A 23,703-nucleotide genomic window follows, 5' to 3' on the forward strand; every position below is an offset into this window, starting at 1 on the left:
GACATCCCCCTGCCGGTACGTCCGGCCCGCCTTGTCGTTCCAGCCCCCGGCCAGCCGCTTCCGGCGCCGTGGCGAAGCTGAGTCCATTTCCACAGTCGCAATCGATTCCAAGGGTGATCCGCCATGTTGCTGATGCTCGATAACTACGATTCCTTTACCTACAACCTGGTGCAGTACCTGGGCGAGCTGGGCGCCGAGGTCAAGGTGGTGCGCAACGACGAAGTGCCGGTCGAGGCACTCGAAGAACTGGCGCCGGAGCGCATCGTCGTCTCTCCCGGTCCCTGCACGCCCAACGAGGCGGGCATCTCCCTGGCCACCCTGGAACGCTTCGCCGGCAAGCTGCCGGTGCTGGGCGTCTGCCTGGGCCACCAGAGCCTGGGCCAGGCCTTCGGCGGCGAGGTGGTACGGGCGCGCGAGCCGATGCACGGCAAGACCAGTCCGGTCTACCACAACGGCGAAGGCGTCTTCGCCGGCCTGCCCAATCCCTTCACCGTGACCCGCTACCACTCGCTGGTGGTCAAGCGCGAGACCCTGCCCGAGTGCCTGGAGATCACCGCCTGGACCCAGCATCCGGACGGCAGCGTCGACGAGATCATGGGCCTGCGGCATCGCGAGTTCATGATCGAGGGGGTGCAGTTCCACCCCGAGTCCATCCTCACCGAGCATGGTCACGATCTGCTGGCCAACTTCCTCCAGCAGCAGGGAGGGCGCCGCTAGATGGACATCAAGCAAGCCCTGAATCGCATCAGCGGCCAACTCGACCTCAACGTGGCCGAGATGCAGGCGGTGATGCGCCAGATCATGACCGGTGGCGCCGACGAAGCGCAGATCGGTGCCTTCCTCATGGGCATGCGCATCAAGAGCGAGACCATCGACGAGATCTGTGGCGCGGTCAGCGTGATGCGCGAACTGGCCACCCCGGTAGTGCTGCCGACGCTCGACCATGTCGTCGACGTGGTCGGTACTGGGGGCGATGGCGCCAACATCTTCAACGTCTCCTCGGCATCGGTGTTCGTGGTGGCGGCCGCTGGTGGCAAGGTCGCCAAGCATGGCAATCGCGCGGTATCGGGCAAGAGCGGCAGCGCCGACCTGCTGGAAGCCGCCGGTATCTATCTGGAACTGACGCCTGCGCAGATCGCTCGCTGCGTCGAGCAGGTGGGCGTCGGCTTCATGTTCGCCCAGTCGCACCACAGTGCCATGCGCCATGCCGCCGGGCCGCGTCGCTCCCTGGGGCTGCGCACCCTGTTCAACATGCTCGGCCCGCTGACCAATCCGGCAGGCGTACGCCACCAGGTGGTCGGGGTGTTCAGCGCCGCCCTCTGCCGGCCGTTGGCCGAGGTGCTGCAGCGCCTGGGCAGCCATCACGTGCTGGTGGTGCACTCCCGCGACGGCCTGGACGAATTCAGCCTGGCCGCGGCGACCCAGGTGGCCGAACTCAAGGACGGCAGCATCAGCGAATACGAGGTGCTGCCCGAGGACCTGGGCATCAAGAGCCAGACCCTGGTCGGCCTGACCGTGGATGGCCCCGAGGCGTCCCTGGCGCTGATCCGCGATGCCCTTGGCCGGCGCAAGACCGAAGCCGGTCAAAAAGCCGCCGACATGATCGTGCTGAACGCCGGCGCCGCCCTCTATGCCGCCGATCTCGCCCATAGCCTGCACGAGGGGGTACTACTCGCCCACGACGCCCTCTACAGTGGCCTGGGGCGGGAAAAACTCGAAGAGTTGGCCCATTTCACTTCCGTCTATCGAGAGGAGAATCGCGCGTGACCGTGCCCACCGTGTTGCAGAAGATCCTGGCCCGCAAGGCCGAGGAAATCGCCCAGCTCAAGGCCCGTACCTCCCTGGCCGAACTCGAGGCCCAGGCCCGCGCCGCCGACGCTCCGCGTGGCTTCGCCCGCGCCCTGCAGGCCCAGGTGGCGCGCAAGGAGCCGGCCATCATCGCCGAGGTGAAGAAGGCCTCGCCGAGCAAGGGCGTGATCCGTGAGCACTTCGTGCCGGCCGAGATCGCCCACAGCTACGCCCTGGGCGGCGCCACCTGCCTGAGCGTGCTCACCGACGTGGACTTCTTCCAGGGCGGCAACGCCTATCTGCAGCAGGCCCGCGCGGCCTGCCAGCTGCCGGTGATCCGCAAGGATTTCCTCGTCGATCCCATCCAGGTGGTGGAAGCCCGGGCCATCGGCGCCGACTGCATCCTGCTGATCGTCGCCGCGCTGGACGATGGCCAGATGAGCGAACTGGCCGCCGTGGCCAAGGACGTCGGCCTGGACGTGCTGGTCGAGGTCCACGATGGCGCCGAGCTGGAGCGGGCGCTGACCGTGCTGGATACCCCGCTGGTGGGCGTCAACAACCGCAACCTGCACACCTTCGAAGTCAGTCTCGAGACCACGCTCGATCTGCTGCCGCGCATTCCCCAGGATCGCCTGGTGATCACCGAGAGCGGCATCCTCAATCGCGCCGACGTGGAGCTGATGGAGATCAACGAGGTACGCGCCTTCCTGGTCGGCGAAGCCTTCATGCGTGCCGAAGAGCCGGGGCAGGAGTTGCAGCGTCTGTTCTTCCCGGAGCGACGCTTCCCCCTCGACGCCTGATCCCGCGGGCGCGTTCGCGAAGGCCCTGGTGGATGACACCAGGGCCTTTTGTTTTCTGGCGCAGTGATCCAGGTCGACTCCTGCGCCTGCCGGACAGCGAGAGCGACCTCCGTGTGTCCACAGCCGACGCAGGGGTTTTTTTCCGCCTGCCTAAACCCGGTTAATGGCGTCCGATTCGCTGCACCGTGACGAATCGGGGAGCTGTATGGCCGTCGTTCCCGCTGGCGACAGCTCCCGTGCATCAGGCTATCCAGGGGCAAGCAGAACCATGGCAACGGTAGAAAAGAGCGACACACTCGATATCAGCATCACCGACCCCTCGCGGACCGAGGAGGCCCGGCGCGATCGGCGCCTCGCCGGCACCACGGACTGGGTCGTCTTCGGCGTCACCAGTCTCGTCGCGCTGGCCTTCGTGATCTGGGGCTTCGTCAGTCAGGCCAGCCTGGCCAGCAGCGCCTCGACCGCCCAGGCCTGGGTCATCACCCACTTCGGTTGGCTGTTCGTGCTCACCTCCACCGGCTTCGTGGTCTTCGTCATCTGGCTGGCCGCCAGTCGCTACGGACGGATTCCCCTGGGGCGCGACGACGAACAGCCGGAATTCCGCACCCTGTCCTGGGTGGCGATGATGTTCAGCGCCGGCATGGGCATCGGCCTGATGTTCTTCGGCGTCGCCGAGCCGCTGTCGCACTACCTCAATCCGCCGCCGGGTGGCGTAGCGGGGCAGAGCAGCGCTGCCCTGCAGGTGGCCATGGCCACCACGCTGTTCCACTGGACCCTGCATCCCTGGGCCATCTATGCCGTGGTCGGCCTGGCCATCGCCTACGGCACCTACCGTCGCGGACGCTGCCAGCTCATCTCGGTGGCCTTCCGGCCGCTGATCGGCGAGCACGCCAATGGCCCCCTGGGGCGCGTCATCGACATGATGGCGATCTTCGCCACCCTGTTCGGTTCGGCGGCTTCCCTGGGGCTCGGCGCCCTGCAGATCGCCGGTGGCCTGGAGCACAATGGCTGGATCGAGCAGCCCGGCAAGCTGCTGTACATCGGCATCATCACGGTACTGACCCTGGCCTTCGTCCTCTCCGCGGTGTCCGGGGTGGAGAAGGGCATCCAGTGGCTATCCAACACCAACATGGTACTGGCGGTGGCCCTGGCGCTGTTCGTCTTCATTGTCGGCCCGACGCTGTTGATGCTCAACCTGCTGCCCACCGCCATCGGCGACTACATCGACCTGCTGCCGGAGATGATGGCGCGCACCAGTGCCAGCGGCGGTGAGGCCATGAGCAACTGGCTGTCCAGCTGGACGGTGTTCTACTGGGCCTGGTGGATCTCCTGGACGCCCTTCGTCGGCATGTTCATCGCCCGCATCAGCCGCGGTCGAACCATCCGCCAATTCGTCACCGGGGTGCTGCTGGTGCCCAGCCTGGTCAGCGTGGTCTGGTTCGTGATCTTCGGCGGCGCGGCCATCGACGCCATGCGGGTGGGGGCCTTCACCCTGGTCGACGGCGCGGTGAACAGCAACTTCGCCCTCTACGACCTGCTGGCCAGCTACCCCTGGGTCTCGATCACCTCGGTGCTGGTCATGGTGCTGGTGGCGATCTTCTTCGTCTCCGGTGCGGATGCCGCCTCCCTGGTGATGGGCACCCTATCAGAGCGCGGCACCATCGAGCCGTCGCGGCGCACGGTGATCTTCTGGGGCGCCCTGACCGGGGCGGTGGCGGCGATCATGCTGGCCATCGGTGACCCGGGCAATCCGGGCGCGGCCTTGAACGGCCTGCAGAATCTGACCATCGTCGTCGCACTGCCCTTCGTGGTGGTGATGGCGCTGCTGTGCCTGGCGCTCTACCGCGACCTGCGCAGCGATCCGCTGATGCTCAGGCACCTGCGCGGCACCGAGCTGATCGAGAAGGCGGTGCTCTATGGCGCCGCCAAGCATGGCGAGGAATTCCACTTCGTGGTGGGCGAGCCGAAGTCGGCGAAGACCGCGGCCACCACCACGGCGGCCGAGATACGGGTCGAGAAGAAGACCGAGGTCTGAAGCCCCGGACGAAAGGAAGCGCCTTCCCCTCCAGCGCCTGGCAGGGGAAGGCGCGGGGTGGGTCAGCGGGTGCCGAACACCACCATGGTCTTGCCCTTGACGTGGACCAGGCCTTGTTCTTCGAGGGACTTCAGCACGCGGCCGACCATCTCGCGGGAGCAGCCGACGATGCGGCCGATCTCCTGGCGGGTGATCTTGATCTGCATGCCATCCGGGTGGGTCATGGCATCGGGCTGCTTGCACAGGTCGAGCAGGGTACGGGCCACGCGACCGGTGACGTCGAGGAAGGCCAGGTCGCCCACCTTGCGAGTGGTCTGGCGTAGCCGCTCGGCCATCTGGCGGCCGAGGGAGAAGAGCATGTCCGGGTCCTGCTGGCTCAGTTCGCGGAACTGGCTGTAGCTGATCTCGGCGACTTCGCACTCGGTACGGGCGCGCACCCAGGCGCTGCGCTCGGGCTCGCTGCCTTCCTTGGAAAACAGACCCATCTCACCGAAGAAGTCCCCGGCGTTGAGATAGGCGATGATCATTTCGCGGCCTTCATCGTCCTCGATGAGGATGGTGACCGAACCCTTGAGGATGAAGAACAGGCTTTCGCTGTTGTCGCCAGCGTAGATGATGGTGGTTTTTGCCGTGTAGCGGCGACGCGAGCAGTGCGCTAGCAGCTTGTCGATGTGCTGTAACTTCGCGGGAGGGATGATAGCGGCCATGCTGATTCCTGAGGTTGAAAACTAACCTGAGTCGGGGGCACCGATGTCCGAACCGGTGCATGCATAAGCTGCGCCGGTTCCGATTCAAAGACCGGAATGAGAACATGCGCAGTGTAAATGCGAGCTGAATAACCCAGCACCATCAGCCAGTTTACGACATCCAACATGTTAAGCTGATCACCATTTGCACTTAAAGTAGGACGAAAGCGATGAAGGCACGCATTCAGTGGGCCGGCGAGGCCATGTTCCTCGGCGAATCCGGCAGTGGTCACGTGGTGGTCATGGACGGTCCGCCGGAGAGTGGCGGGCGCAACCTTGGCGTGCGACCGATGGAGACCGTGCTGATCGGCCTGGGTGGCTGCGCCAGCTACGATGTGGTCAGCATCCTGCGCAAGGCGCGCCAGCCGGTGGAGAGCTGCGAGGCCTTCCTCGAGGCCGACCGTGCCGACACCGAGCCCAAGGTATTCACCCGCATCCACCTGAAGTTCGTGGTCAAGGGCCGCGGCCTCAAGGAGGCCCAGGTCAAGCGGGCCATCGAATTGTCTGCTGAAAAGTATTGCTCGGCCTCCATCATGCTTGGCCGGGCCGGCGTCGAGATCAGCCACAGCTACGAACTCGTCGAACTCGCCTGAACCCTCGCGCGACGCTCGTCCGGGCGTCGCCTGCCGGCCCGGGTTGGCCGCCAGCGCCTAGGTGGTGGCCAACCTGGCCGACATCAATTCATCACCTGCTCCCGGCAGACTCTGGCCCCAGCCGCTGCCGATCTGCATAATGCGCCGCTCTTAAGGGGTCCAGGCCCCGACAAGTACAGCCAATCGCCATCGCGAAGAGGTGTTCGCCGCCCTACGCAGCTTGCGCAATCCGCAACTGACGGGCATTCAGGACCGCGGTCAGAGACCGCACGACGGGAGCTTTACCACCGTGAAAAGCAAACTCAGGCTCCATGGGTTCAATAACCTGACCAAGACCTTGAGCTTCAATATCTACGACATCTGCTACGCCGAGACGTCGGAAGATCAACAGGCCTATGTCCAGTACATCGACGAGGAATACGACGCCGAGCGTCTGACCCAGATCCTGACCGACGTGGTCGACATCATCGGGGCCAACATCCTCAACATCGCTCGTCAGGATTACGATCCCCAGGGCGCCAGCGTGACCATCCTGATCTCCGAGCAACCGGTCGAGCCGACCGAGAGCCAGATCGAGGAATCGCCCGGCCCGCTGCGCGAGACCATCCTCGGCCACCTGGACAAGAGCCACATCACGGTGCACACCTATCCGGAGATCCATCCGGACGACGGCATCGCCACCTTCCGCGTCGACATCGACGTCTCCACCTGTGGCGTGATCTCCCCGCTCAAGGCCCTGAACTACCTGATCCACCAGTTCGACTCGGACATCGTCACCGTGGACTATCGGGTGCGCGGCTTCACCCGCGACATCGAGGGCCGCAAGCACTTCATCGACCACGAGATCAATTCGATCCAGAACTACCTCTCCGAAGACACCCGTGCGGCCTACCAGATGACCGACGTGAACGTGTACCAGGACAACTTGTTCCACACCAAGATGCTGCTCAAGGAATTCGAGCTGGACAATTACCTGTTCGGCGACGCCTCCCGCAGCCTCTCGGCCGAGCAGCGCCAGCAGGTCACCCAGCGTCTCAAGCACGAGATGCGTGAGATCTTCTCCGGCCGCAACTTGCCGCGCTGATCGCTCGGGCATTGCCCAGAGAACCCCGCCACGGCGGGGTTCTTGCTTTTCAGGGGCTCAGTGGTGCTCGTCGCGCGCGACCGGGGTGCCACCGGTGACGCTCTTGACCACCCGGCCGATGGTCAGGCCCTGGCCGAGGATGGAGACCAGCACCACGATGTAGGTCAGGGCCAGGATCAGATCCCGTTCCGGACCAGCCGGCAGACTCAATGCCAGGGCCACCGAGACGCCGCCGCGCAGCGCGCCCCAGGTGAGGATGCGCGCCGTGCCGCGGGTCATGTTGCGCCAGTGCGGACTGAGCAGCACCACCGGCACCACGCTGATCCAGCGGGCGAAGAGGATCGCCAGGGTCACCAGCAACGCCGCGCCTAGGTGCGTCCAGCTGAACGGCAGCACCAGCAGCTCCATGCCGATCAGGGCGAACAGCAGGGCATTGAGGATCTCGTCGATCAATTCCCAGAAGCCGTCCAGGTAACGCCGGGTGAAGTCGTTCATGGCCTTGGTACGGCCCAGGTTGCCGATGATCAAGCCCGCTACCACCATGGCGATGGGACCGGAGACGTGCAGGTGGCTGGCCAGCGTCGAGCCGCCGATCACCAGCGCCAGGGACAGCATCACCTCGATCTGGTGCTGCTCGATGCTCAGCATCAGCCAGTAGCAGAGGAAGCCGATCACCAGGCCGAAGAGGATGCCGCCGCCGGCTTCTTCGAGGAACAGCCAGAGCGCGGCATGGACGGTAGGCGTCTCCCCCAGCTGGATCACCCCCAGCAGCACCGAATAGACCACCACGGCGACCCCGTCGTTGAACAGCGCCTCGCCGACGATGGTGGTCTCCAGCGACTTGGGCGCTCCCGCCGAGCGCAGGATGCCGAGCACGGCGATGGGGTCGGTGGGCGAGATCAGGGCGCCGAAGATCAGGCAGTAGAGCAGGTCGACGTGCCAGCCCAGCCAGCCGAAGATCCAGTGGGTCAGGTAGCCGATCAGCACCGTGGAGATCATCACGCCGAGGGTGGCCAGGCCGCCGATGGCCCACTTGTAGTCGCGCAGGTCCTTGAGGTTGACGTGCAGCGCACCGGCGAACAGCAGGAAGCCGAGCATCCAGTTCATCAACAGATCGTTGAAGTCGATCTGCCCGAGCAACTCGCCGATGCGCTGTTCCAGGCCGGGAAAGCCCAGCCAGGTCAGGCTCTGCAGGCCGACCGAGAAGATCAGCGCGATGACCATGACGCCAATGGTGGGCGGCAGGCCGACGAAGCGATAGTTGAGGTAGGTCAGCAGGGAGGTGAAGCAGATAAAGGCAGCAGCGAGTTCGAGCATGGGCGTTCCAAATCCATCAGACAGCGAGACCCCGCGAGCGCGAGGCCTGGAAGTAGGATGGGGCGGAGGCCGCAAAAGTTACATGATGAATAGCCGGCTATCCAAAAGCCCGAACGGATGAAGCCGTGGGTCGGCCCTGGCTTGCGCTTCAGACAGCGGGAGCCGGGCTGAGCCACGGGGACGAACGGCGGCTGGCTAGAGCGGTACGCGCGTGGCGGGCACCTCTTCGCGTAGGGGCAGCGGATGGGGCGCGGCGATGCGCGCTTCCAGGGTGGCGACGTAACTACGGGCGTCGGCTTCGCTGAGGAAGGTGATGGCTTGCTTGTCGAGACAGACCTGCCAGGCACTGCTGCTGGACTTGCGCAACGGACGGACCACGATCTTCATGCTGATGCCCTCGGGAACAGACGAAAGGTGGAGCGTCGATTCTAGAGCGGTTTTGGTTGCAGGACAGTGACATTCGTCGCCTGAGGTCACGCTCGCGTCCGTTGGCGTTCCGCGTACCAAAGCTCGAACTCCCGGGGTGGCAGCGGCTGGCTGAAGAGGAAGCCCTGGCATTGCTGGCAGCCCAGCTTGCGCAGGATGTCCCACTGCTCGGTGGTTTCCACCCCTTCCGCCAGCACGTCCAGGTCCAGTCCCTGGCCCAGGGCGACGATGGCGGCGGCGATGGCCTGGCTGCTGTGGGTGCCGCTGTCGCTGCGCAGCTCATGCATGAAGCTCTGGTCGATCTTGAGCTTGTCCAGCGGGAAGCGACGCAGGTAGGCCAGCGAGGAATAGCCGGTGCCGAAGTCGTCCACCGCGATGCGCACGCCCAGCGTCTTGAGCGTGGCCAGCGAGAGCAGCGCCTCCTCGACGTTATCCATCAGGGTGCCTTCGGTGATCTCCAGCTCCAGATGCTCTGCTGGCAGGCGGCTGCGCGCCAGGGCCCGGGAGATGGTGCTGGCCAGGTCGCGCTTGGCGAATTGCCGGGGCGAGATGTTGATCGCCAGGGTGTGCAGTTCCAGACCGCGCTCCAGCCAGTCGTGCATCTGTTGGCAGGCCGCTTCGATGATCCAGTCGCCCAGGGGCACGATGAGACCGGTCTCCTCGGCCAGGGGAATGAATTCCGCGGGCGGGATCAGCCCCAGTTCCGGGTCCTGCCAGCGGACCAGGGCCTCCACGCCGATGGTCTGCGCCGTGCTCACGCTCATCAGCGGCTGGTAGTGCAGCACGAAGTCACCGCGCTTGAGCGCCGTGCGCAGCCGCGATTCCAGGTTGAGGCGCCGCCGTGACTGCTCGGTGAGGGCCTGGGTGTAGAAGCGGAAGGTATCGCGACCCTGGTCCTTGGCCTGGTGCATCGCCGAGTCGGCATTGCGGATGAGATCGTCGGCGGTGACACCATCGTCGGGAAAGAGACTGATGCCGATGCTGGCGCTCAGATAGATGTCGTGGTCGCCGAAGTGGAAGGGCTGCTCCAGCTTGGCGAGCATCGCCTGGGCGATCTGGGCGGCGAATTCGGGGCGGTCGAGGCGTTCGATGATGACCAGGTACTCATCGCCGCCGAGACGCGCCAGGGTGATGTCTTCGCTGAGCAGGGCGCGCAGCCGTGCGGCGAACTCCACCAGCAGTTCGTCGCCCAGGGCATGGCCGTGGCTTTCGTTGACCGTGCGAAAATGGTCGAAATCGAGGACCAGCACCGCGACCAGGTATTCCTGGGGCTCGGCCAGGGCCAGGGCATGTTCCAGTCGGGTCCGGGCCAGCAGCCGATTGGGCAGGTCGGTGAGGGGATCGTGGTGGGCCAGGTGGCTCAGCCGGGCCTCGCTCTCGCGCAGGCGGGTGGTGTCGCTGACCGTGACGGTGTATTGGCGTCTTTCCCGCGGGTAGAGGGTGTCGATGGCGGTCCAGGCCGGGAAGGTGCTGCCGTCGAGTCGCGGCCAGAGCAGTTCGCCTTCCCAGCGTCCTTCGCGGCGCACCGTGCGCCAGAGATCGCGGTAGAAACGCTGGTCCTGGCGGCCGCCGCCGGGCAGGCCGAGGCGCTGGCCGAGCAGGGTGCCTTCCTGGGTACCCAGCAGGCGCGCGAAAGCCGGATTCACCGCCAGGATCCAGCGGCGCTCGTCCAGCAGCAGCAGGCCGTCGCGGCTGTTCTCGAACATGGCCGCGGCCTGGCGCAGGCTTTCTTCCTGCTGCTTGCGCAGGGTGATGTCCTGGGCGGTGCTGATGAAGTACTGGGGAACGCCCTGGTCGTCGCGGATCAGCCGGGTGGTGACGTTGGCCCAGACCGGCTGGCCGTTGCGGTGCAGATAGCGCTTCTCCAGGGTGTAGCGATCCTGTCCGGTATCGACCAGTTGCTGCCGGAGCGCAGCGCCAAGCGGCCGTTCGTCGGGGTGGGTGACCGAGGCGGCATCGCGCTGCAGGAGTTCCGGTTGCGAATAGCCGAGCATCTGGCAGAAGTGGTGGTTGACGCTGAGCCAGCGGCCATGCAGGTCGCTGAGCATGATGCCCGTGTAGGCCTGCTCGAAGATGCCGCGATAGCGCGCCTCGCTGGCCCGTTGGGCCTGGACGACCCGCTGCTGACGGATCGCCAGCACCGCCAGGCGGGTGAATTCGGTGATCAGCGCCTGGGTTTCCGGCTCGGGCAGCCGCGGTTCACCGTAGTAGATGCCCAGGGCGCCGACCGCGCGTTGCTGTTCGTCCTGTAGTGGCAGGGCCCAGGCGCCACGGATACCGGCGGCCAGGGCTGCCGGCAGCAGCGGCTGCCAGGCCGGGTCCAGTTCGATGTCGATGGTGAAGACCGGGGCGTTGCCGGTGACGGCGGTACAGCAACCTTGGTCGTGCCGTTGCCGCGGAACGCTCTCCAGGGCCGCCTGGAAGGCCGGTGGCAGGCTGGGCGCCGCGGCCACCCGCAGGTGGTCCCCCTGATCGTCCAGCAGCAGGGCAACGCGCATCTCCGGATAGATGCGCTCCAGGCGCAGGGCGATTCCCTGCTGGATTTCCGCCAGCGGCAGGCCGGTGAGCAGGTCGTCGAGGACATCGCTGCGGGCCTGCTGCAACTGCTGGGCCTGGTAATCGTGATGGATGTCGGTCAGGGTGCCCTGGATCTCGCCGTCCAGGCCGGCGCGCAGTTCCATCTGCATCCAGCGGTGGCTTTCCACCGACAGGCGCAGCCGCACCACGCCGCTCCAGTGCAGGCGCTGGCCGCCGGCGAATTCGGCCACCAACTGACGCAAGCGGGTGCCGTCCTGCGGATGGAAGGCCTGGGCCAGGGGGTGGTTGAGCTGCTGGGCGGCGGCCTGGCCGGTGAGCGCTTCCCAGGCCGGATTGAGAAATTGCCAGCGGCCGCGATGGTCGCTGGCGAAGACCACCAGCGGCAGGTGCTGCACCAGTTCGCGATAGCGCCGCTGGCTATCCTGCAGGGCCTGCTCGGCGAGCTTGTGGCTGGTGATATCGACCAGCGCGCCGCGGGTGATGCCGGCCTCGTCGAAGTCGCTCTGCCAGTTGAGCCAGCGCCAGCTGCCGTCACCATCGTCGAAATGCGCGGAGAAGTTCAGTGGGCCCTGCATGTGCTGCAGACGTTCGAGCATGCTGCGTACGTGATCGCGATCATCGGCGCGCGCGCAGGCGACGATGGTGGCGAAATCCAGCGGATCACTGCCCTTGGGTTGGTGCAGCATCACCAGGGTGCGTTCGGAGCAGAGCAGGCGTCCATCGGGCAGCAGTTGCCAGTCGCCGGTATTGCTCAGCCGCTGAACGAAGTCCTGGGTAGCGCGTTGCGCCTCCAGCGCTTCGATGACGCCTTCGCGCTGGTGGAGCTGGCGACGCATCAAGCCATAGGTCGCCAGTGCCACGAGGGTAACGAAGCCCAGTCCCTTGAAGGTCTGCCAGGGATAGTGGCTCGTCTCATCGCCGAGGAGTACGCGCAACAGGGTGTCGGTGCCCACCACCCAGAGGATGCTCAGCACCAGGTATGTCAGGGCAATGCGCGCAGGGGAAGGAAGCCGCATCCGGGATCCTCTAAAGCCCGATCATGGGGTTCGGGTTCAATTGAGCATTGACCTGCCAAACGTGAGGCAGTTCTGGTTTCACCAGGTAGAAAGATACCGAAGGAGGGCATATCGCGCCTGGCCGTTCGTACGTTGAAAGGCGCCTTCCAGGCTCCGGGGTTGCCACTGGCCACGACCGTGCAATTTGCCTGGCGATTTCATCGATTGATTGCATTTTGCCCGCTCTTGGTCAGCGGGGTTTTGATTCAAGTCATTGATTTTATTTGTCTTTTAATCTCTTTGGAATTCGGCGAAACGGTTGCGCTCTACATGGAAGTCGCTGCTGCCAGGACCGGGCGCAGTACAACCAAGGAAAACAGGAGTCATCTCATGAAAAAGACTTTCGGTACCTTTGCCCTCGCTGCCGTCACCGCTTCCGTACTGAGCCTGCCGCTGGCCGGCGGTGCCTTTGCTGCCACCAGCCAGAACATGACGCTGGCCGCCAACAACACCGTGGACAAGACCGAAGAAGCCGCCTCCGACACCTGGATCACCAGCAAGGTCAAGGCGTCCTTCCTGGCTGACGAACACATCAAGGGTACCGCCATCAAGGTCGAGACCAACAAGGGCGTCGTTTCCCTGTCCGGCACCGTGGCGACCGAAGCCCAGCGCGACCTGGCGATCAAAGAAGCCAAGGCCATCAAGGGCGTCAAGGCCGTATCGGCCGATGCGCTGAAAGCCGCGCAATAACGCCTGACATCCACGGCGGCCCGCCCAGCGGGTTGCCGTTGCCCATCACCCTGGAGAAGCGTCATGACCAGCACGACCGAAACCCTCAACGATCTGATCGAGATCGCCCGTGATGGCAAGAATTTCTACGAGCATGCCCTCACCGAAGTGAAGAATCCCGAGCTCAAGGCGCTGTTCACCGAGATCGCCCAGAGCAAGACCGAGATCATCAGCGCCCTGAGCAGCCAGGTCTCGGCCGCTGGCGAGAAGCCCGCCGAACAAGGCACCTTCGCCGGCAGCTTCCGCAAGTACTACACCGACGTCAAAACCTCCTTCGCCAGCAAGGAGAAGGAAGAGGTCACCTACGTCAGCGAACTGGAAGAGCAGGAAGATCGCCTGCTGCACGCCTTGGAACGCGCCGTGAACGAACATGCCACGCCGGATGCCCAGGCCAACCTGCGCAGCCAGCTGGAAAAGGCCCGTGCGACCCATGATCGCATGCGTGACCTGAAGCACCGTATGCAAGCCGCCCACTGAGCCTGACCGGCAAGGAAAAGCCCCGCACGATGCGGGGTTTTTCATGAACCACTACTTGGGCCTCTATCGCTCCTGCCTAATCGCGGCCATGGGCCGCTCCTACGGTGGACCTGATCCGTAGGAGCAACTGTCTTATCGCTGTGGGGACACCTCTCGTAGCGTGGAAAACGGCGCAGCCTTTTCCACTGGAGACTTGGTGGCGAGGAGGTCCTCACCCCAACCCTCTCCCGAGGGGAGAGGGGGTTATCTGAGCAGGCGTTCAGTTTCATCAGCCACGGCAAGATCATGTCAAACCAGCGTACCTCTTCCTGTAGGAGCGGCCCAGGGCCGCGATAGCAGACTGAAGTCAGACCCAACTTCATCCGTTGCCCGTCGTTCCGGCCTTGCCCGTACCGCGATTGAGGCGGGCCTCGATCAGACTGTCGACCACGGAAGGGTCGGCCAGGGTCGAGGTATCGCCCAGACTGTCCAGCTCGTCGCAGGCGATCTTGCGCAGGATGCGTCTCATGATCTTGCCCGAGCGCGTCTTGGGCAGCGCAGGGGCCCACTGCAGGAATTCCGGCTTGGCGAAGCTGCCAATCTCGTCGGCCACCTGCTGGCGCAGCCGGGCCTTGAGTTCGTCGCTCGGGGTCACGCCGCCCTTGGTGGTGACGAAGGCATAGACCGCCTGGCCCTTGACCTCATGGGGGCAGCCGACCACCGCCGCCTCGGCGACGTCGGGATGCTCGGTGAGCACGCTTTCCACCTCGGCGGTGCCGATGCGATGGCCGGAGACGTTGAGCACGTCGTCCACCCGCCCGGTGATCCAGTAATAGCCGTCTTCGTCACGGCGGGCGCCGTCGCCGGTGAAGTAATAGCCGGGATAGGCACTGAAATAGGTATCGATCAAGCGCTGGTGATCGCCATAGACGGTACGGATCTGGCTCGGCCAGCTGGCCTTGATCGCCAGCACGCCGCTGCCTGGGCCGTCGATCTCCTTGCCGTGCTCGTCCAGCAGCACCGGCTGGACGCCAAAGAAGGGCAGGGTGGCCGAACCCGGCTTCAGCGCCAGGGCGCCCGGCGGCGGAGCGATGAGGATGCTGCCGGTCTCGGTCTGCCACCAGGTGTCGACGATGGGGCAGCGCCCTTCGCCTACCACCCGGTGATACCACTCCCAGGCCTCGGGATTGATCGGCTCGCCCACGCTGCCCAGCAGCTGCAGGCTCTGGCGCGAGGTGCGCTGTACCGGGCCGTCGCCTTCGCGCATCAGGGCGCGCAGGGCGGTGGGGGCGGTGTAGAAGATGTTGACCTGGTGCTTGTCCACCACCTGCCACAGGCGACTGGCATCGGGATAGCTCGGCACACCTTCGAACATCAGGGTAGTGGCGCCATTGGCCAGGGGGCCGTAGACGATGTAGCTGTGGCCGGTCACCCAGCCGACGTCGGCGGTGCACCAGAAGACCTGACCCTCGTGGTAGTCGAACAGGTACTTGAAGCTCAGGGTGGTGCCCAGCAGGTAGCCGCCGGTGGTGTGCAGCACACCCTTGGGTTTGCCGGTGGAGCCCGAGGTGTAGAGGATGAACAGCGGATCCTCGGCGTCCATGGGCTCAGCCGGACAGTCGGGCGAAGCCGCGGCCACCGCCTGGGCATAGGGCAGGTCGCGCCCTTCCTGACGGGCCACGGCGGCACCGGTCCGTTCGACCAGCACCACGGTGTGGACGTCCGGGCATTTGACCAGGGCCTTGTCGACATTGGCCTTGAGCGGGACGCGCTTGCCCCCGCGCACGCCCTCGTCGGCGGTGATCACCACCCGGCAGTCGGAATCAAGGATGCGGTCGCGCAGCGCCTCGGGCGAGAAGCCGCCGAACACCACCGAATGCACCGCGCCGATTCGCGCGCAGGCCAGCATGGCGTAGGCCGCCTCGGGAATCATCGGCAGGTAGAGACAGACCCGGTCGCCCTTCCTGACCCCGCGATCCTTGAGCACATTGGCCAGGCGGCCGACGTGCTCGTGCAACTGGCGATAGCTGATGGCCTGGCTGTCGGCGGGATCGTCGCCTTCCCAGAGGATGGCGGTCTGGTCGCCGCGAGCGGCGAGGTGGCGATCGATGCAGTTGTAGGCGACGTTGAGCTGGCCACCGCTGAACCAGCGGGTCTGGCCCTTGCGCATATCGCCGCTATGGACCTCGTCCCAGGTGCGGAACCAGTCGAGCAGGGCGCTGGCCTGTTCGCTCCAGAAGCGCTCCGGCTGTTCCACCGAGCGCTGGTAGAGCTCGCGATAACGGGCTTCGTCGAGGTGGGTGCGGGCACTCAGGCTCTCGGGCACGGGATAGCGTTGGCTCATGGCCGGCTCCTTCTTGGTGTTGTTGTGCTCCTAGTTTAGGCCGCGGATGGCCTGCCGGGGTTCAGCGAGGCGATAAAACGAAAAAAGCGCCGCAGAGCGGCGCTTTTCTTCGAGCGGGAACGGCGATCAGCCGCGGTGGCGACCGCGGAAGTAATCGATCAGGCCCTGGGTCGAACCATCGTCGGCCTTGCCTTCGCCGCGGCCGATGATGTGCTGGTAGACGTCCTTGCCCAGCTCCTTGCCCAGCTCGACGCCCCACTGGTCGAAGCAGTTGATGCCCCAGATGACGCTCTGCACGAACACCTTGTGCTCGTACAGGGCCACCAGCGCACCCAGGCGTCGTGGCGAGATGCGTTCCAGCACCAGGGTGTTGCTCGGACGATTGCCCGGGATCACCTTGTGCGGCGCCAGCTTGGCGATCTCGGCCTCGCCCAGGCCCTTCTCGCGCAGCTCGGCCTCGGCTTCCTCGCGGGTCTTGCCCAGCATCAGCGCCTGGCTCTGCGACAGGCAGTTGGCATAGAGCCATTGCTGGTGATCGGCCACCGGGTTGTGGCTCACCACCGGCACGATGAAGTCGCCGGGAATCAGCTGGGTGCCCTGGTGCAGCAATTGGTGGTAGGCGTGCTGACCGTTGCAACCGACGCCGCCCCAGATCACCGGGCCGGTCTCCAGGCTCACCGGCGAGCCGTCCTGGCGCACGCTCTTGCCGTTGGACTCCATGTCCAGCTGCTGCAGGTGCTTCACGAAGTTACGCAGGTGGTGGTCGTAGGGCAGGATGGCATGGCTGGTGGCGCCCCAGAAGTTGCCGTACCAGACCCCGAGCAGGCCCAGCAGCACCGGCATGTTCTCTTCGAAGGGGGCGCTGGTGAAGTGCTGGTCCATGGCATAGGCGCCGGCCAGCAGGTCCTTGAAGTTGGACATGCCGATGGCCAGGGCGATGGGCAGGCCGATGGCCGACCACAGCGAATAGCGGCCGCCGACCCAATCCCACATGGGGAAGATGTTCTCTTCGGCGATGCCGAATTCCACCGCCACCTTGACGTTGCTGGAGACGGCGATGAAGTGCTTGTGCAGTTCCGGCTCCGGGCAACCCTGGGCCAGGCACCAGGCGCGGGCGGCCTGGGCGTTCTTCAGGGTCTCCAGGGTACCGAAGGACTTGGAGGAGACGATGAACAGGGTGGTGTCGGCGGACAGCTTCGAGGTCACCTCGCGGAATTCGCTGCCGTCGATGTTGGCCAGGTAGTGGCAGCGCACGCCACGCTGGGTGAAGGGCACCAGGGCCTCGGAGACCAGCTGCGGGCCGAGGAAGGAGCCGCCGATGCCGATGTTGACCACGTCGGTGATGGGCTTCTCGGTGTAGCCGCGCCAGAGCCCGTTGTGGATGCGGGTGACCAGCTCGGTCATCTGGTTCAGGACCCGGTGCACCTCGGGCATGATGTCCTGGCCATCGATCTGCACGCTGTCGCCCACCGGGCGGCGCAGGGCGGTGTGCAGGGCCGGGCGATGCTCGGACGAGTTGACGTAGGCGCCGTCGAACAGGGTACGGATGGCCCCTTCGAGACCCGCTTCGCGGGCCAGGTTCACCAGCAGCTCACGGGTTTGCTCGGTGATGAGGTTCTTGGAGTAGTCGAGGAACAGACCGCTGCTGCTCAGGGAAAAGTGCTTGAAGCGCTGCGGATCGGCCGCGAAGGCATCGCGCATGCGGAAATTCTGCATGGACTTGCGGTGGTCCTGCAGGGCTTTCCAGGAGGCGAGCTGGGTCACGTCGAGAGGCTGTTGGAAGTACTCCATGGGTCGGCTTTTCCTTGGTGGCTCTTGTTTGCTGTTGTGCCCCACAAGCCAACGGCTTGCAAGGGAAAATCGGGCGCGGCACGGCGATGCGCTTCGAGCATGAAAAAGCCCGGTATGTTCCGGGCTTCCTGGGTGCGAGCGGGCTGGGGTGCGCCAACCTTCGGTTGCGTCACACTCCGGCCCTGCGGCGGAAGCTCAGGTTGTCGATCAGCCGGGTCTGGCCGAGGTAGGCCGCCACCAGCAGCACCAGGTCGCGATCCGTGGCGCTGACCGGCTGCAGGCTCGACTGCCGGCGCAACTCCAGGTAGTCCACGGTAAGCCCCTGACCTTGCAATTCCGCGACACCGGCGGCGAGGGTCGGCTCGACCGCCGCGCCGGCGGAGAGCTGGTCGGCCAGGCGTCGGAGCAGACTGTAGAGGCAGGGCGCGCTGGCCCTCTGGTTTTCGTCGAGATAGCCGTTGCGCGACGACAGCGCCAGGCCATCGGTAGCACGCACGGTGGGCTGGGCGACGATGTCGATGGGCAGGTCCAGGTCCTGTACCAGCTTGCGGATCACCGCCAGCTGCTGGTAGTCCTTCTCGCCGAACACCGCCACGTCCGGCTGCGCCATCTGGAACAGCTTGGTGACCACCGTCGCCACGCCTTCGAAATGCCCCGGCCGGCGGGCGCCGCACAGGCCTTCGGAGACGCCGGGGACGGTCACCCGGGTCAGGCCGTCCATCCCGTGCGGATACATTTCGCTTACGGCGGGCGCGAACAGTAGATCGCAGTGAGCGTCGTGCAACTGCCGGCTGTCCTCGGCGAGGGTCCGCGGGTACTTGTCCAGATCCTCGCTCGGGCCGAATTGCAGCGGGTTGACGAAGATGCTGGTCACCACGAAATCGGCGTGGCGACGGGCGGTCTCCACCAGGGCGATGTGTCCGGCGTGCAGGTTGCCCATGGTGGGGACCAGGCCGATGCGCAGGCCCTGGCGGCGCGCGGCGGCGACCGCGGCGCGCAGTTCGCGGACGCTATGGACCGTCTTCATGCGGAAAATCCGTGTTCGGGAGCGGGAAAGCTGCCGTCCTTGACGGCGGCGACGTAAGCCGCCAGGGCAGCCTGGATGCTGTCCTGACCGGCCATGAAGTTGCGCACGAACTTGGGCGTGCGGCCGCGCAGCGCGAGGCCCAGCATGTCGTGCAGCACCAGTACCTGGCCGTCGGTGGCGGCCCCGGCGCCGATGCCGATCACCGGCACCTGGGCGCCCCGGGTGATTTCTTCGGCCAGGGACGAGGGGACGCACTCGAGCAGCAGCATGGCGGCGCCCGCGTCTTCCAGCTCCTTGGCCGCGTCACGCAGTTGCTGGGCGCGAATCGGATCGCGCCCCTGCACCTTGAAGCCACCGAAGACGTTGACCGACTGGGGCGTGAGGCCCAGGTGGGCGCAGACCGGCACGCCATTGGCCGCCAGGCGGCGGATCGGCTCGGCCAGCCAGCCATCGCCTTCCAGCTTGACCATCTGGGCGCCGGCCTGCATCAGGCGGCCGGCGCTGGTCAGGGTCTGCTCCAGGGTGGCATAGGTCATGAACGACAGGTCGGCGACGATGAAGGCACCGGCCTGGCCGCGCTTGACGCAGGCGGTGTGGTAGACCATGTCATCGAGGGTTACCGGCAGGGTGCTGTCGTGGCCCTGCAGCACCATGCCGAGGGAGTCGCCGACGAGCAGCATCTCGACACCGGCCTGACTGGCGGCCTGGGCGAAGGTGGCATCGTAGGCGGTGAGCATGGCGATCTTCTCGCCGCGCTGCTTGAGTCCCTGGAGGGTCGTGAGGCTGATATCAGGCATGCAAAGGGTCCTCGTGGGACGGCGCTATGGTTATTGTCTGGCGCCGCGGACGCGGGGTGGCCGCGCGAAAACGGCTGCTATAGTCCCGGCGCGCTCGGTACAAGTCAATGATCGTTGTTACCGCCGTGTTACTGGGTGGGTAACGACGGTACCAGTCGCTCGAGGCCTGCGAAAGGACAGGCGGCTAGCAGGTCGGGCAGGTGGCGGCCATCGGGCAGGCGCAGTGCTGGTGCGAGATCCGCCAGGGGATAGAGCACGAAGGCCCGGGCGTGGAGGTGGTAGTGCGGCACCTGCAGGCGCGGCTCGTCGATCAGCCGCTCGCCGAACAGCAGGATGTCGATGTCCAGGGTACGCGGACCCCAGCGCTCATCTTTGCGTACACGGCCCTGCTGCCGCTCGATGGCCTGGGTGGCGTCGAGCAGCGCCAGAGGAGCGAGTTCGGTATCCAGGGCGGCCACGGCGTTGACGTAGCGCGGCTGGTCGGGCGGTCCCAGGGGATCGCTGGCGTAGAAGGCCGATACCGCGACCAGTTGGCTGGCTGGCAGGGCGGCCAGGGCATCCAGGGCCGCATCCAGCTGGCGTCGGGGTTCGGCCAGGTTGCTGCCGAGGCCGAGGTAGACCCGCTCCATCATTCTTCGCCGGCGGAAGGGGCGTCGGCGCTGCGCCGCTTGCGACTGCTGCCACCGCGGCGCCGACGCTTGGCCGGTGCGCCTTCCTCACGGCTGAGATTCTTGATCATTTCGCGTCGCTGGCTGTCATCGACTTCCTGGTAGCGGGTCCACCACTCGCCCAGGCCACCGGTTTCCTCGCCGGCGCTCTCGCGCAGCAGCAGGAAGTCGTAGCCGGCACGGAAGCGCGGATTCTCCAGCAACAGGTCGGCCCGCTTGCCCTGGCGCCGCGGCAGGCGCTCCTGCATGTCCCAGATCTCGCGCATGGGCATGGTGAAGCGCTTGGGTACGGCGGTGCGCTGGCACTGTTGCAAGGTCAGGTCGTGGGCGGCTTCCTGCATCGCCGGAATCGGCGGCAGGCCGCGGTCCTGATGATGGCGGACGCGCTCGGGCAGCGCCGGCCAGAGCAGGGCGGCGAAGAGGAAGGCCGGGGTGACCGGCTTGCCTTCGCGGATGCGGGCGTCGGTATTGGCCAGGGCCTTGCGGATCAGGCTACCGGCATACTCGGGATCGCGCTCCAGGGCTTCGCCGCTGGCGGGGAACAGCGGGGCGAAGAGGCCGTACTGGCAGAGCAGCTCGAAGGTCCGTTCGGCCTTGCCGCCGAGCAGCAGCTTGATCACCTCGTCGAACAGCCGGGGGGGCGGAATGTCGCGCAGCAGCGGGGCAAGGCGGGCGATGGGCTCGGCGGTGGCCGTCTCGATCTCGAAGTCCAGCTTGGCGGCGAAGCGCACGGCGCGCAGCATCCGTACCGGATCTTCCTGGTAGCGCTGTTCCGGATCGCCGATCAGACGGATCTGCCGCAGGCGGATGTCCTGGGCGCCGTTGGCGTAGTCGAGGATGCGTTCGCCACTGGCATCGTAGTAGAGCGCGTTGATGGTGAAGTCGCGGCGCTGGGCATCCTGTTCCTGGTTGCCATAGATGTTATCGCGCAGGATCCGACCGCTCTCGTGGCGCGAGCCCTGGGTCTCGTCCTCGGCATCGCCGGTGGGATGGTTGGCGCGGAAGGTGGCGACCTCGATGATCTCGCGGCCGAAGTGTACATGGACCAGCTTGAAGCGGCGGCCGATGACTCGGGCGTTGCGGAATTCCGCGCGGACCTGCTCGGGGGTGGCGCTGGTGGCCACGTCGAAGTCCTTGGGCGTGAAGCCCAGCAGCAGGTCCCGTACGCAACCGCCCACCAGATAGGCCTGGTAGCCGGCCTTTTCCAACCGGTCGACGACGCTCAGGGCGTGACGGCTGATGCGCTCGCGTTCCAGAGCATGCTGACTGCGGGGCAGTTCGATGGGCAAGGCAGGCGCGGGCGGAGTTCGCCGCAGGGGCGAACGCAGGGTCTGGATCAGCTTCTTCAGCATGCGAGTTTCTGTTCGGAGAGACGGCTATACGCAAGCTGGACCCTAGCAGGAACCATTGCGCGATAGATAAGGAGGGGATCTTGAACGAGGGAGGGGAGGCTGTCAAAGGCACTGGGGGAGCCGAAGCTCCCCCCCAAAGTGGTACGTGCTTTGTTTTTATTGTCTATCCAGACCTCTTGTTTTTCTTGTGTGGTCTGTCCCGTGCGGTTACCGGCCGCCGGAAAGGCTCTGAAGTCTAGAGCCAAGAGCAAACGGATTACTTTGGAAGCTGATGCCGTCAGGATCATTCCTGCTCTGCCTGGTACGGGTGCTGCCTCGGGGCAGTTTTGTTGTTCTCTGTCCTGACATCGCGCGGACCATCCCGCAAGACGACTCTTCTCCAAAATGATCAGTTAGCTACGCCTCCGCCTGCTTGTTCTTATTGTGCTGGAGTCGCTACGTCTTGTTCTTGTTATGGAGGGGCTACGTTGTTCTTGTTGTTGTGCCAGAACATAAAGCAGGTGCCGTGCCAGTTTTTTAAAACCCTTTATTTTCAATGGCTTGAGAAAAATGTAGCCCTTTTGGTGGGAGGCTACAGGGCAATTTTCGTTACCCCTGAACCCGCTGGCTGTTACGGCGGTAACACATTGCAAAGGATGAGGCGGTGGGGGAGGGTGTTACCTGAGGAGCGTGGGAAGCTTCCCACGTTCCTGGCAGATGTCAGGTCAGGAGGCGTCGCTGCTGGCACTGGCCTTGCGGCGCGGGATGCCCAGGCGCTGCCGGCGCTCCCAGAGGCACTTGCGGCTGACGCCGAGCTTGCGGGCCAGCTCGGTCTCGGTCATGTGGTCCTGGTGCTCGAGGACGAAGTGCTGGAAGTAGTCTTCCAGGGAGAGGTCCTCGGTAGGCTCGTGGGCGCCATTGCCGTTGCCCAGACCGGTAGCGGGCAACTGGTCCAGGTAACTGTCGGCCAGGTCCAGTTCGCCCAGCTCGACATCGATGCCCAGTTGGTCGGCGTTGATCTCCTGACCTTCGCTGAGGATGACCGAACGCTCGATGGCATTCTCCAGCTCGCGGACGTTACCCGGCCAGCTGTAGTGGCGGATGGCGGCCTCGGCCTCGGCGCCGAACTTCAGTCCCGGACGACTCATGCGTGCCGACTGGCGGGCGAGGAACACCCGGGCGATCTCCATGACGTCACCGCCGCGCTCGCGCAGGGCCGGCAGGCGCAGGGAGATGACGTTGAGGCGATAGAAGAGGTCTTCACGGAATTGGCCGACCTTGGCCAGGCCCTTAAGGTCGCGGTGGGTGGCGGCGATCAGGCGCACATCGACTTTCTGCGACTGCACCGAGCCGACCCGGCGGATCTCGCCTTCCTGCAACACGCGCAAGAGGCGTGCCTGGGCCTCCAGCGGCAGTTCGCCGATTTCGTCGAGGAAAAGGGTGCCACCGTCGGCCGCCTCCACCAGGCCGGTGCGGCTGGCGCTGGCGCCGGTGAAGGCGCCCTTCTCGTGGCCGAAGAGTTCGGATTCGATCAGCGTCTCGGGGATGGCCGCGCAGTTGACCGAGATCAGCGGCGCCTTGGCCCGGCGTGACAGGTTGTGCAGCGCCCGCGCCACCAGTTCCTTGCCGGTGCCCGATTCGCCCTGGATCAGCACGGTGGAGTCGGTGGGCGCGACCTTGCGGATCTTGCCGAACAGATCCTGCATCGGCGCGCAGTTGCCGATGATGCCGATCTCGCCGGTGGCCGGGGGCGGGGCAGGGCTTTCCTCGACGGCGCTCGGGGTCCGCTGTTCGCGCTCCACCAGGATGCGCGCCACGGCTTGCAGCATCTCGTCGTGGTCGAAGGGCTTGGCGATGTAATCCACCGCGCCCTGCTTCATGGAGTCGACCGCCGAGCGGAGGCTGGCATAGCTGGTCATGATCAGGACCGGCTTGCCCTTGGCGAGATCGATCATCTCGGTGCCGGGGGCGCCGGGCAGGCGCAGATCGCTGATGACGAGGTCGAAGCTGGGCACGTCGTAGAGATCCTGGGCCTCCTGGACGGAGCCGGCCTCGCTGACGCGGAACTGGTTGCGTTCGAGCAGCCGGCGTAGCGCCGAGCGGATGATCTTCTCGTCTTCGACAATCAGGATATGGGCCATCAAGTGCGCTCTCTTACGGGAAGGCAGGCCGACCCAC

19 protein-coding genes are annotated in these 23,703 nt (G+C 65.4%); 8 read left to right on the top strand and 11 right to left on the bottom strand.

Annotated features, from left to right (window positions below; translation table 11 throughout):
- Window positions 1-123: 123 nt before the first annotated feature.
- The 4 genes from AR540_RS21535 (at window position 124) to AR540_RS21550 (ending at window position 4,623) form a co-directional block, all read left to right on the top strand.
- Complete coding sequence (locus AR540_RS21535; RefSeq protein ID WP_059231966.1) at window positions 124-717, top strand: anthranilate synthase component II; 594 nt, start codon at window positions 124-126, stop codon at window positions 715-717.
- Window positions 718-1,767 (top strand): anthranilate phosphoribosyltransferase, encoded by a 1,050-nt coding sequence (trpD, locus tag AR540_RS21540; RefSeq protein ID WP_059231968.1) that lies wholly within the window; start codon window positions 718-720, stop codon window positions 1,765-1,767.
- On the top strand, window positions 1,764-2,588 hold the full coding sequence (gene trpC, locus AR540_RS21545) for an indole-3-glycerol phosphate synthase TrpC (protein WP_059231970.1): 825 nt from the start codon (window positions 1,764-1,766) through the stop codon (window positions 2,586-2,588). The genes trpD and trpC overlap by 4 nt, the downstream gene beginning before the upstream one ends.
- A gap of 268 nt (window positions 2,589-2,856) precedes the next feature.
- Entirely contained in the window at window positions 2,857-4,623 is a 1,767-nt protein-coding gene (locus AR540_RS21550; RefSeq protein WP_059231972.1) for a BCCT family transporter, read from the top strand.
- A 62-nt stretch (window positions 4,624-4,685) separates the two neighbouring features.
- On the opposite strand, the gene crp is transcribed toward AR540_RS21550, so the two are convergent.
- A complete protein-coding gene (crp, locus tag AR540_RS21555) occupies window positions 4,686-5,330 on the bottom strand; it encodes a cAMP-activated global transcriptional regulator CRP (RefSeq protein WP_027597530.1) in 645 nt (214 codons plus the stop codon).
- Window positions 5,331-5,539: 209 nt separating this feature from the next.
- Between crp and AR540_RS21560 the strand changes: the two genes are divergently transcribed.
- Entirely contained in the window at window positions 5,540-5,962 is a 423-nt protein-coding gene (locus AR540_RS21560; protein ID WP_059231974.1) for an OsmC family protein, read from the top strand.
- 289 nt (window positions 5,963-6,251) lie between these two features.
- Window positions 6,252-7,046 (top strand): adenosylmethionine decarboxylase, encoded by a 795-nt coding sequence (gene speD / locus AR540_RS21565; protein ID WP_059232054.1) that lies wholly within the window; start codon window positions 6,252-6,254, stop codon window positions 7,044-7,046.
- A gap of 57 nt (window positions 7,047-7,103) precedes the next feature.
- Here speD and AR540_RS21570 read toward each other — a convergent pair whose 3' ends face one another.
- From AR540_RS21570 to AR540_RS21580, 3 genes are all read right to left on the bottom strand, one after another.
- Window positions 7,104-8,363 (bottom strand): cation:proton antiporter, encoded by a 1,260-nt coding sequence (locus AR540_RS21570; protein WP_059231977.1) that lies wholly within the window; start codon window positions 8,361-8,363, stop codon window positions 7,104-7,106.
- Window positions 8,364-8,558: 195 nt separating this feature from the next.
- Window positions 8,559-8,750, bottom strand: coding sequence for a hypothetical protein (locus tag AR540_RS21575; RefSeq protein ID WP_059231979.1), 192 nt, complete (start codon window positions 8,748-8,750; stop codon window positions 8,559-8,561).
- Between the two features lie 86 nt (window positions 8,751-8,836).
- Window positions 8,837-12,343: a bifunctional diguanylate cyclase/phosphodiesterase gene (locus AR540_RS21580; protein WP_059231981.1), complete on the bottom strand. Its 3,507-nt coding sequence runs from the start codon at window positions 12,341-12,343 to the stop codon at window positions 8,837-8,839.
- Window positions 12,344-12,712: 369 nt separating this feature from the next.
- Here AR540_RS21580 and AR540_RS21585 point away from each other — a divergent pair, with 369 nt between their 5' ends.
- Complete coding sequence (locus tag AR540_RS21585; RefSeq protein WP_007159717.1) at window positions 12,713-13,072, top strand: BON domain-containing protein; 360 nt, start codon at window positions 12,713-12,715, stop codon at window positions 13,070-13,072.
- 63 nt (window positions 13,073-13,135) lie between these two features.
- The gene (locus AR540_RS21590; protein WP_059231983.1) at window positions 13,136-13,588 is read left to right on the top strand and encodes a PA2169 family four-helix-bundle protein; all 453 of its coding nucleotides are present in this window, start codon (window positions 13,136-13,138) and stop codon (window positions 13,586-13,588) included.
- 358 nt (window positions 13,589-13,946) lie between these two features.
- Here AR540_RS21590 and acs read toward each other — a convergent pair whose 3' ends face one another.
- The 7 genes from acs to AR540_RS21625 form a co-directional block, all read right to left on the bottom strand.
- The gene (gene acs / locus AR540_RS21595) at window positions 13,947-15,911 is read right to left on the bottom strand and encodes an acetate--CoA ligase (protein ID WP_059231985.1); all 1,965 of its coding nucleotides are present in this window, start codon (window positions 15,909-15,911) and stop codon (window positions 13,947-13,949) included.
- Window positions 15,912-16,037: 126 nt separating this feature from the next.
- Complete coding sequence (gene pgi, locus AR540_RS21600) at window positions 16,038-17,702, bottom strand: glucose-6-phosphate isomerase (RefSeq protein ID WP_059231987.1); 1,665 nt, start codon at window positions 17,700-17,702, stop codon at window positions 16,038-16,040.
- 169 nt (window positions 17,703-17,871) lie between these two features.
- On the bottom strand, window positions 17,872-18,729 hold the full coding sequence (panC, locus tag AR540_RS21605; RefSeq protein WP_059231990.1) for a pantoate--beta-alanine ligase: 858 nt from the start codon (window positions 18,727-18,729) through the stop codon (window positions 17,872-17,874).
- Complete coding sequence (gene panB, locus AR540_RS21610) at window positions 18,726-19,526, bottom strand: 3-methyl-2-oxobutanoate hydroxymethyltransferase (RefSeq protein WP_059231992.1); 801 nt, start codon at window positions 19,524-19,526, stop codon at window positions 18,726-18,728. Before panB ends, panC begins: the two co-directional genes overlap by 4 nt.
- A gap of 128 nt (window positions 19,527-19,654) precedes the next feature.
- Window positions 19,655-20,158 carry a 2-amino-4-hydroxy-6-hydroxymethyldihydropteridine diphosphokinase gene (gene folK, locus AR540_RS21615; RefSeq protein ID WP_177339269.1) on the bottom strand — a complete coding sequence of 168 codons (504 nt, stop codon included), beginning with the start codon at window positions 20,156-20,158 and terminating at the stop codon, window positions 19,655-19,657.
- On the bottom strand, window positions 20,155-21,546 hold the full coding sequence (locus AR540_RS21620) for a polynucleotide adenylyltransferase PcnB (protein WP_059231996.1): 1,392 nt from the start codon (window positions 21,544-21,546) through the stop codon (window positions 20,155-20,157). The genes folK and AR540_RS21620 overlap by 4 nt, the downstream gene beginning before the upstream one ends.
- Before the next feature lie 704 nt (window positions 21,547-22,250).
- Complete coding sequence (locus AR540_RS21625; RefSeq protein ID WP_059231998.1) at window positions 22,251-23,666, bottom strand: sigma-54-dependent transcriptional regulator; 1,416 nt, start codon at window positions 23,664-23,666, stop codon at window positions 22,251-22,253.
- Window positions 23,667-23,703 lie beyond the last annotated feature (37 nt).

Origin of the sequence: Pseudomonas sp. EpS/L25, assembly GCF_001512295.1 — a bacterium.
Taxonomy (GTDB): Bacteria; Pseudomonadota; Gammaproteobacteria; order Pseudomonadales; family Pseudomonadaceae; genus Chryseomonas.

Bases quoted from the DNA above. Each gene is read 5' to 3' on its own strand.
- crp (WP_027597530.1), bottom strand. From the start codon at position 5,330: ATGGCCGCTATCATCCCTCCCGCGAAGTTACAGCACATCGACAAGCTG.
- panB (WP_059231992.1), bottom strand. From the start codon at position 19,526: ATGCCTGATATCAGCCTCACGACCCTCCAGGGACTCAAGCAGCGCGGC.
- AR540_RS21585 (WP_007159717.1), top strand. From the start codon at position 12,713: ATGAAAAAGACTTTCGGTACCTTTGCCCTCGCTGCCGTCACCGCTTCC.
- AR540_RS21560 (WP_059231974.1), top strand. From the start codon at position 5,540: ATGAAGGCACGCATTCAGTGGGCCGGCGAGGCCATGTTCCTCGGCGAA.
- AR540_RS21550 (WP_059231972.1), top strand. From the start codon at position 2,857: ATGGCAACGGTAGAAAAGAGCGACACACTCGATATCAGCATCACCGAC.
- pgi (WP_059231987.1), bottom strand. From the start codon at position 17,702: ATGGAGTACTTCCAACAGCCTCTCGACGTGACCCAGCTCGCCTCCTGG.
- AR540_RS21590 (WP_059231983.1), top strand. From the start codon at position 13,136: ATGACCAGCACGACCGAAACCCTCAACGATCTGATCGAGATCGCCCGT.
- AR540_RS21570 (WP_059231977.1), bottom strand. From the start codon at position 8,363: ATGCTCGAACTCGCTGCTGCCTTTATCTGCTTCACCTCCCTGCTGACC.
- AR540_RS21575 (WP_059231979.1), bottom strand. From the start codon at position 8,750: ATGAAGATCGTGGTCCGTCCGTTGCGCAAGTCCAGCAGCAGTGCCTGG.
- panC (WP_059231990.1), bottom strand. From the start codon at position 18,729: ATGAAGACGGTCCATAGCGTCCGCGAACTGCGCGCCGCGGTCGCCGCC.
- folK (WP_177339269.1), bottom strand. From the start codon at position 20,158: ATGATGGAGCGGGTCTACCTCGGCCTCGGCAGCAACCTGGCCGAACCC.
- AR540_RS21580 (WP_059231981.1), bottom strand. From the start codon at position 12,343: ATGCGGCTTCCTTCCCCTGCGCGCATTGCCCTGACATACCTGGTGCTG.
- AR540_RS21620 (WP_059231996.1), bottom strand. From the start codon at position 21,546: ATGCTGAAGAAGCTGATCCAGACCCTGCGTTCGCCCCTGCGGCGAACT.
- trpD (WP_059231968.1), top strand. From the start codon at position 718: ATGGACATCAAGCAAGCCCTGAATCGCATCAGCGGCCAACTCGACCTC.
- acs (WP_059231985.1), bottom strand. From the start codon at position 15,911: ATGAGCCAACGCTATCCCGTGCCCGAGAGCCTGAGTGCCCGCACCCAC.
- AR540_RS21535 (WP_059231966.1), top strand. From the start codon at position 124: ATGTTGCTGATGCTCGATAACTACGATTCCTTTACCTACAACCTGGTG.
- AR540_RS21625 (WP_059231998.1), bottom strand. From the start codon at position 23,666: ATGGCCCATATCCTGATTGTCGAAGACGAGAAGATCATCCGCTCGGCG.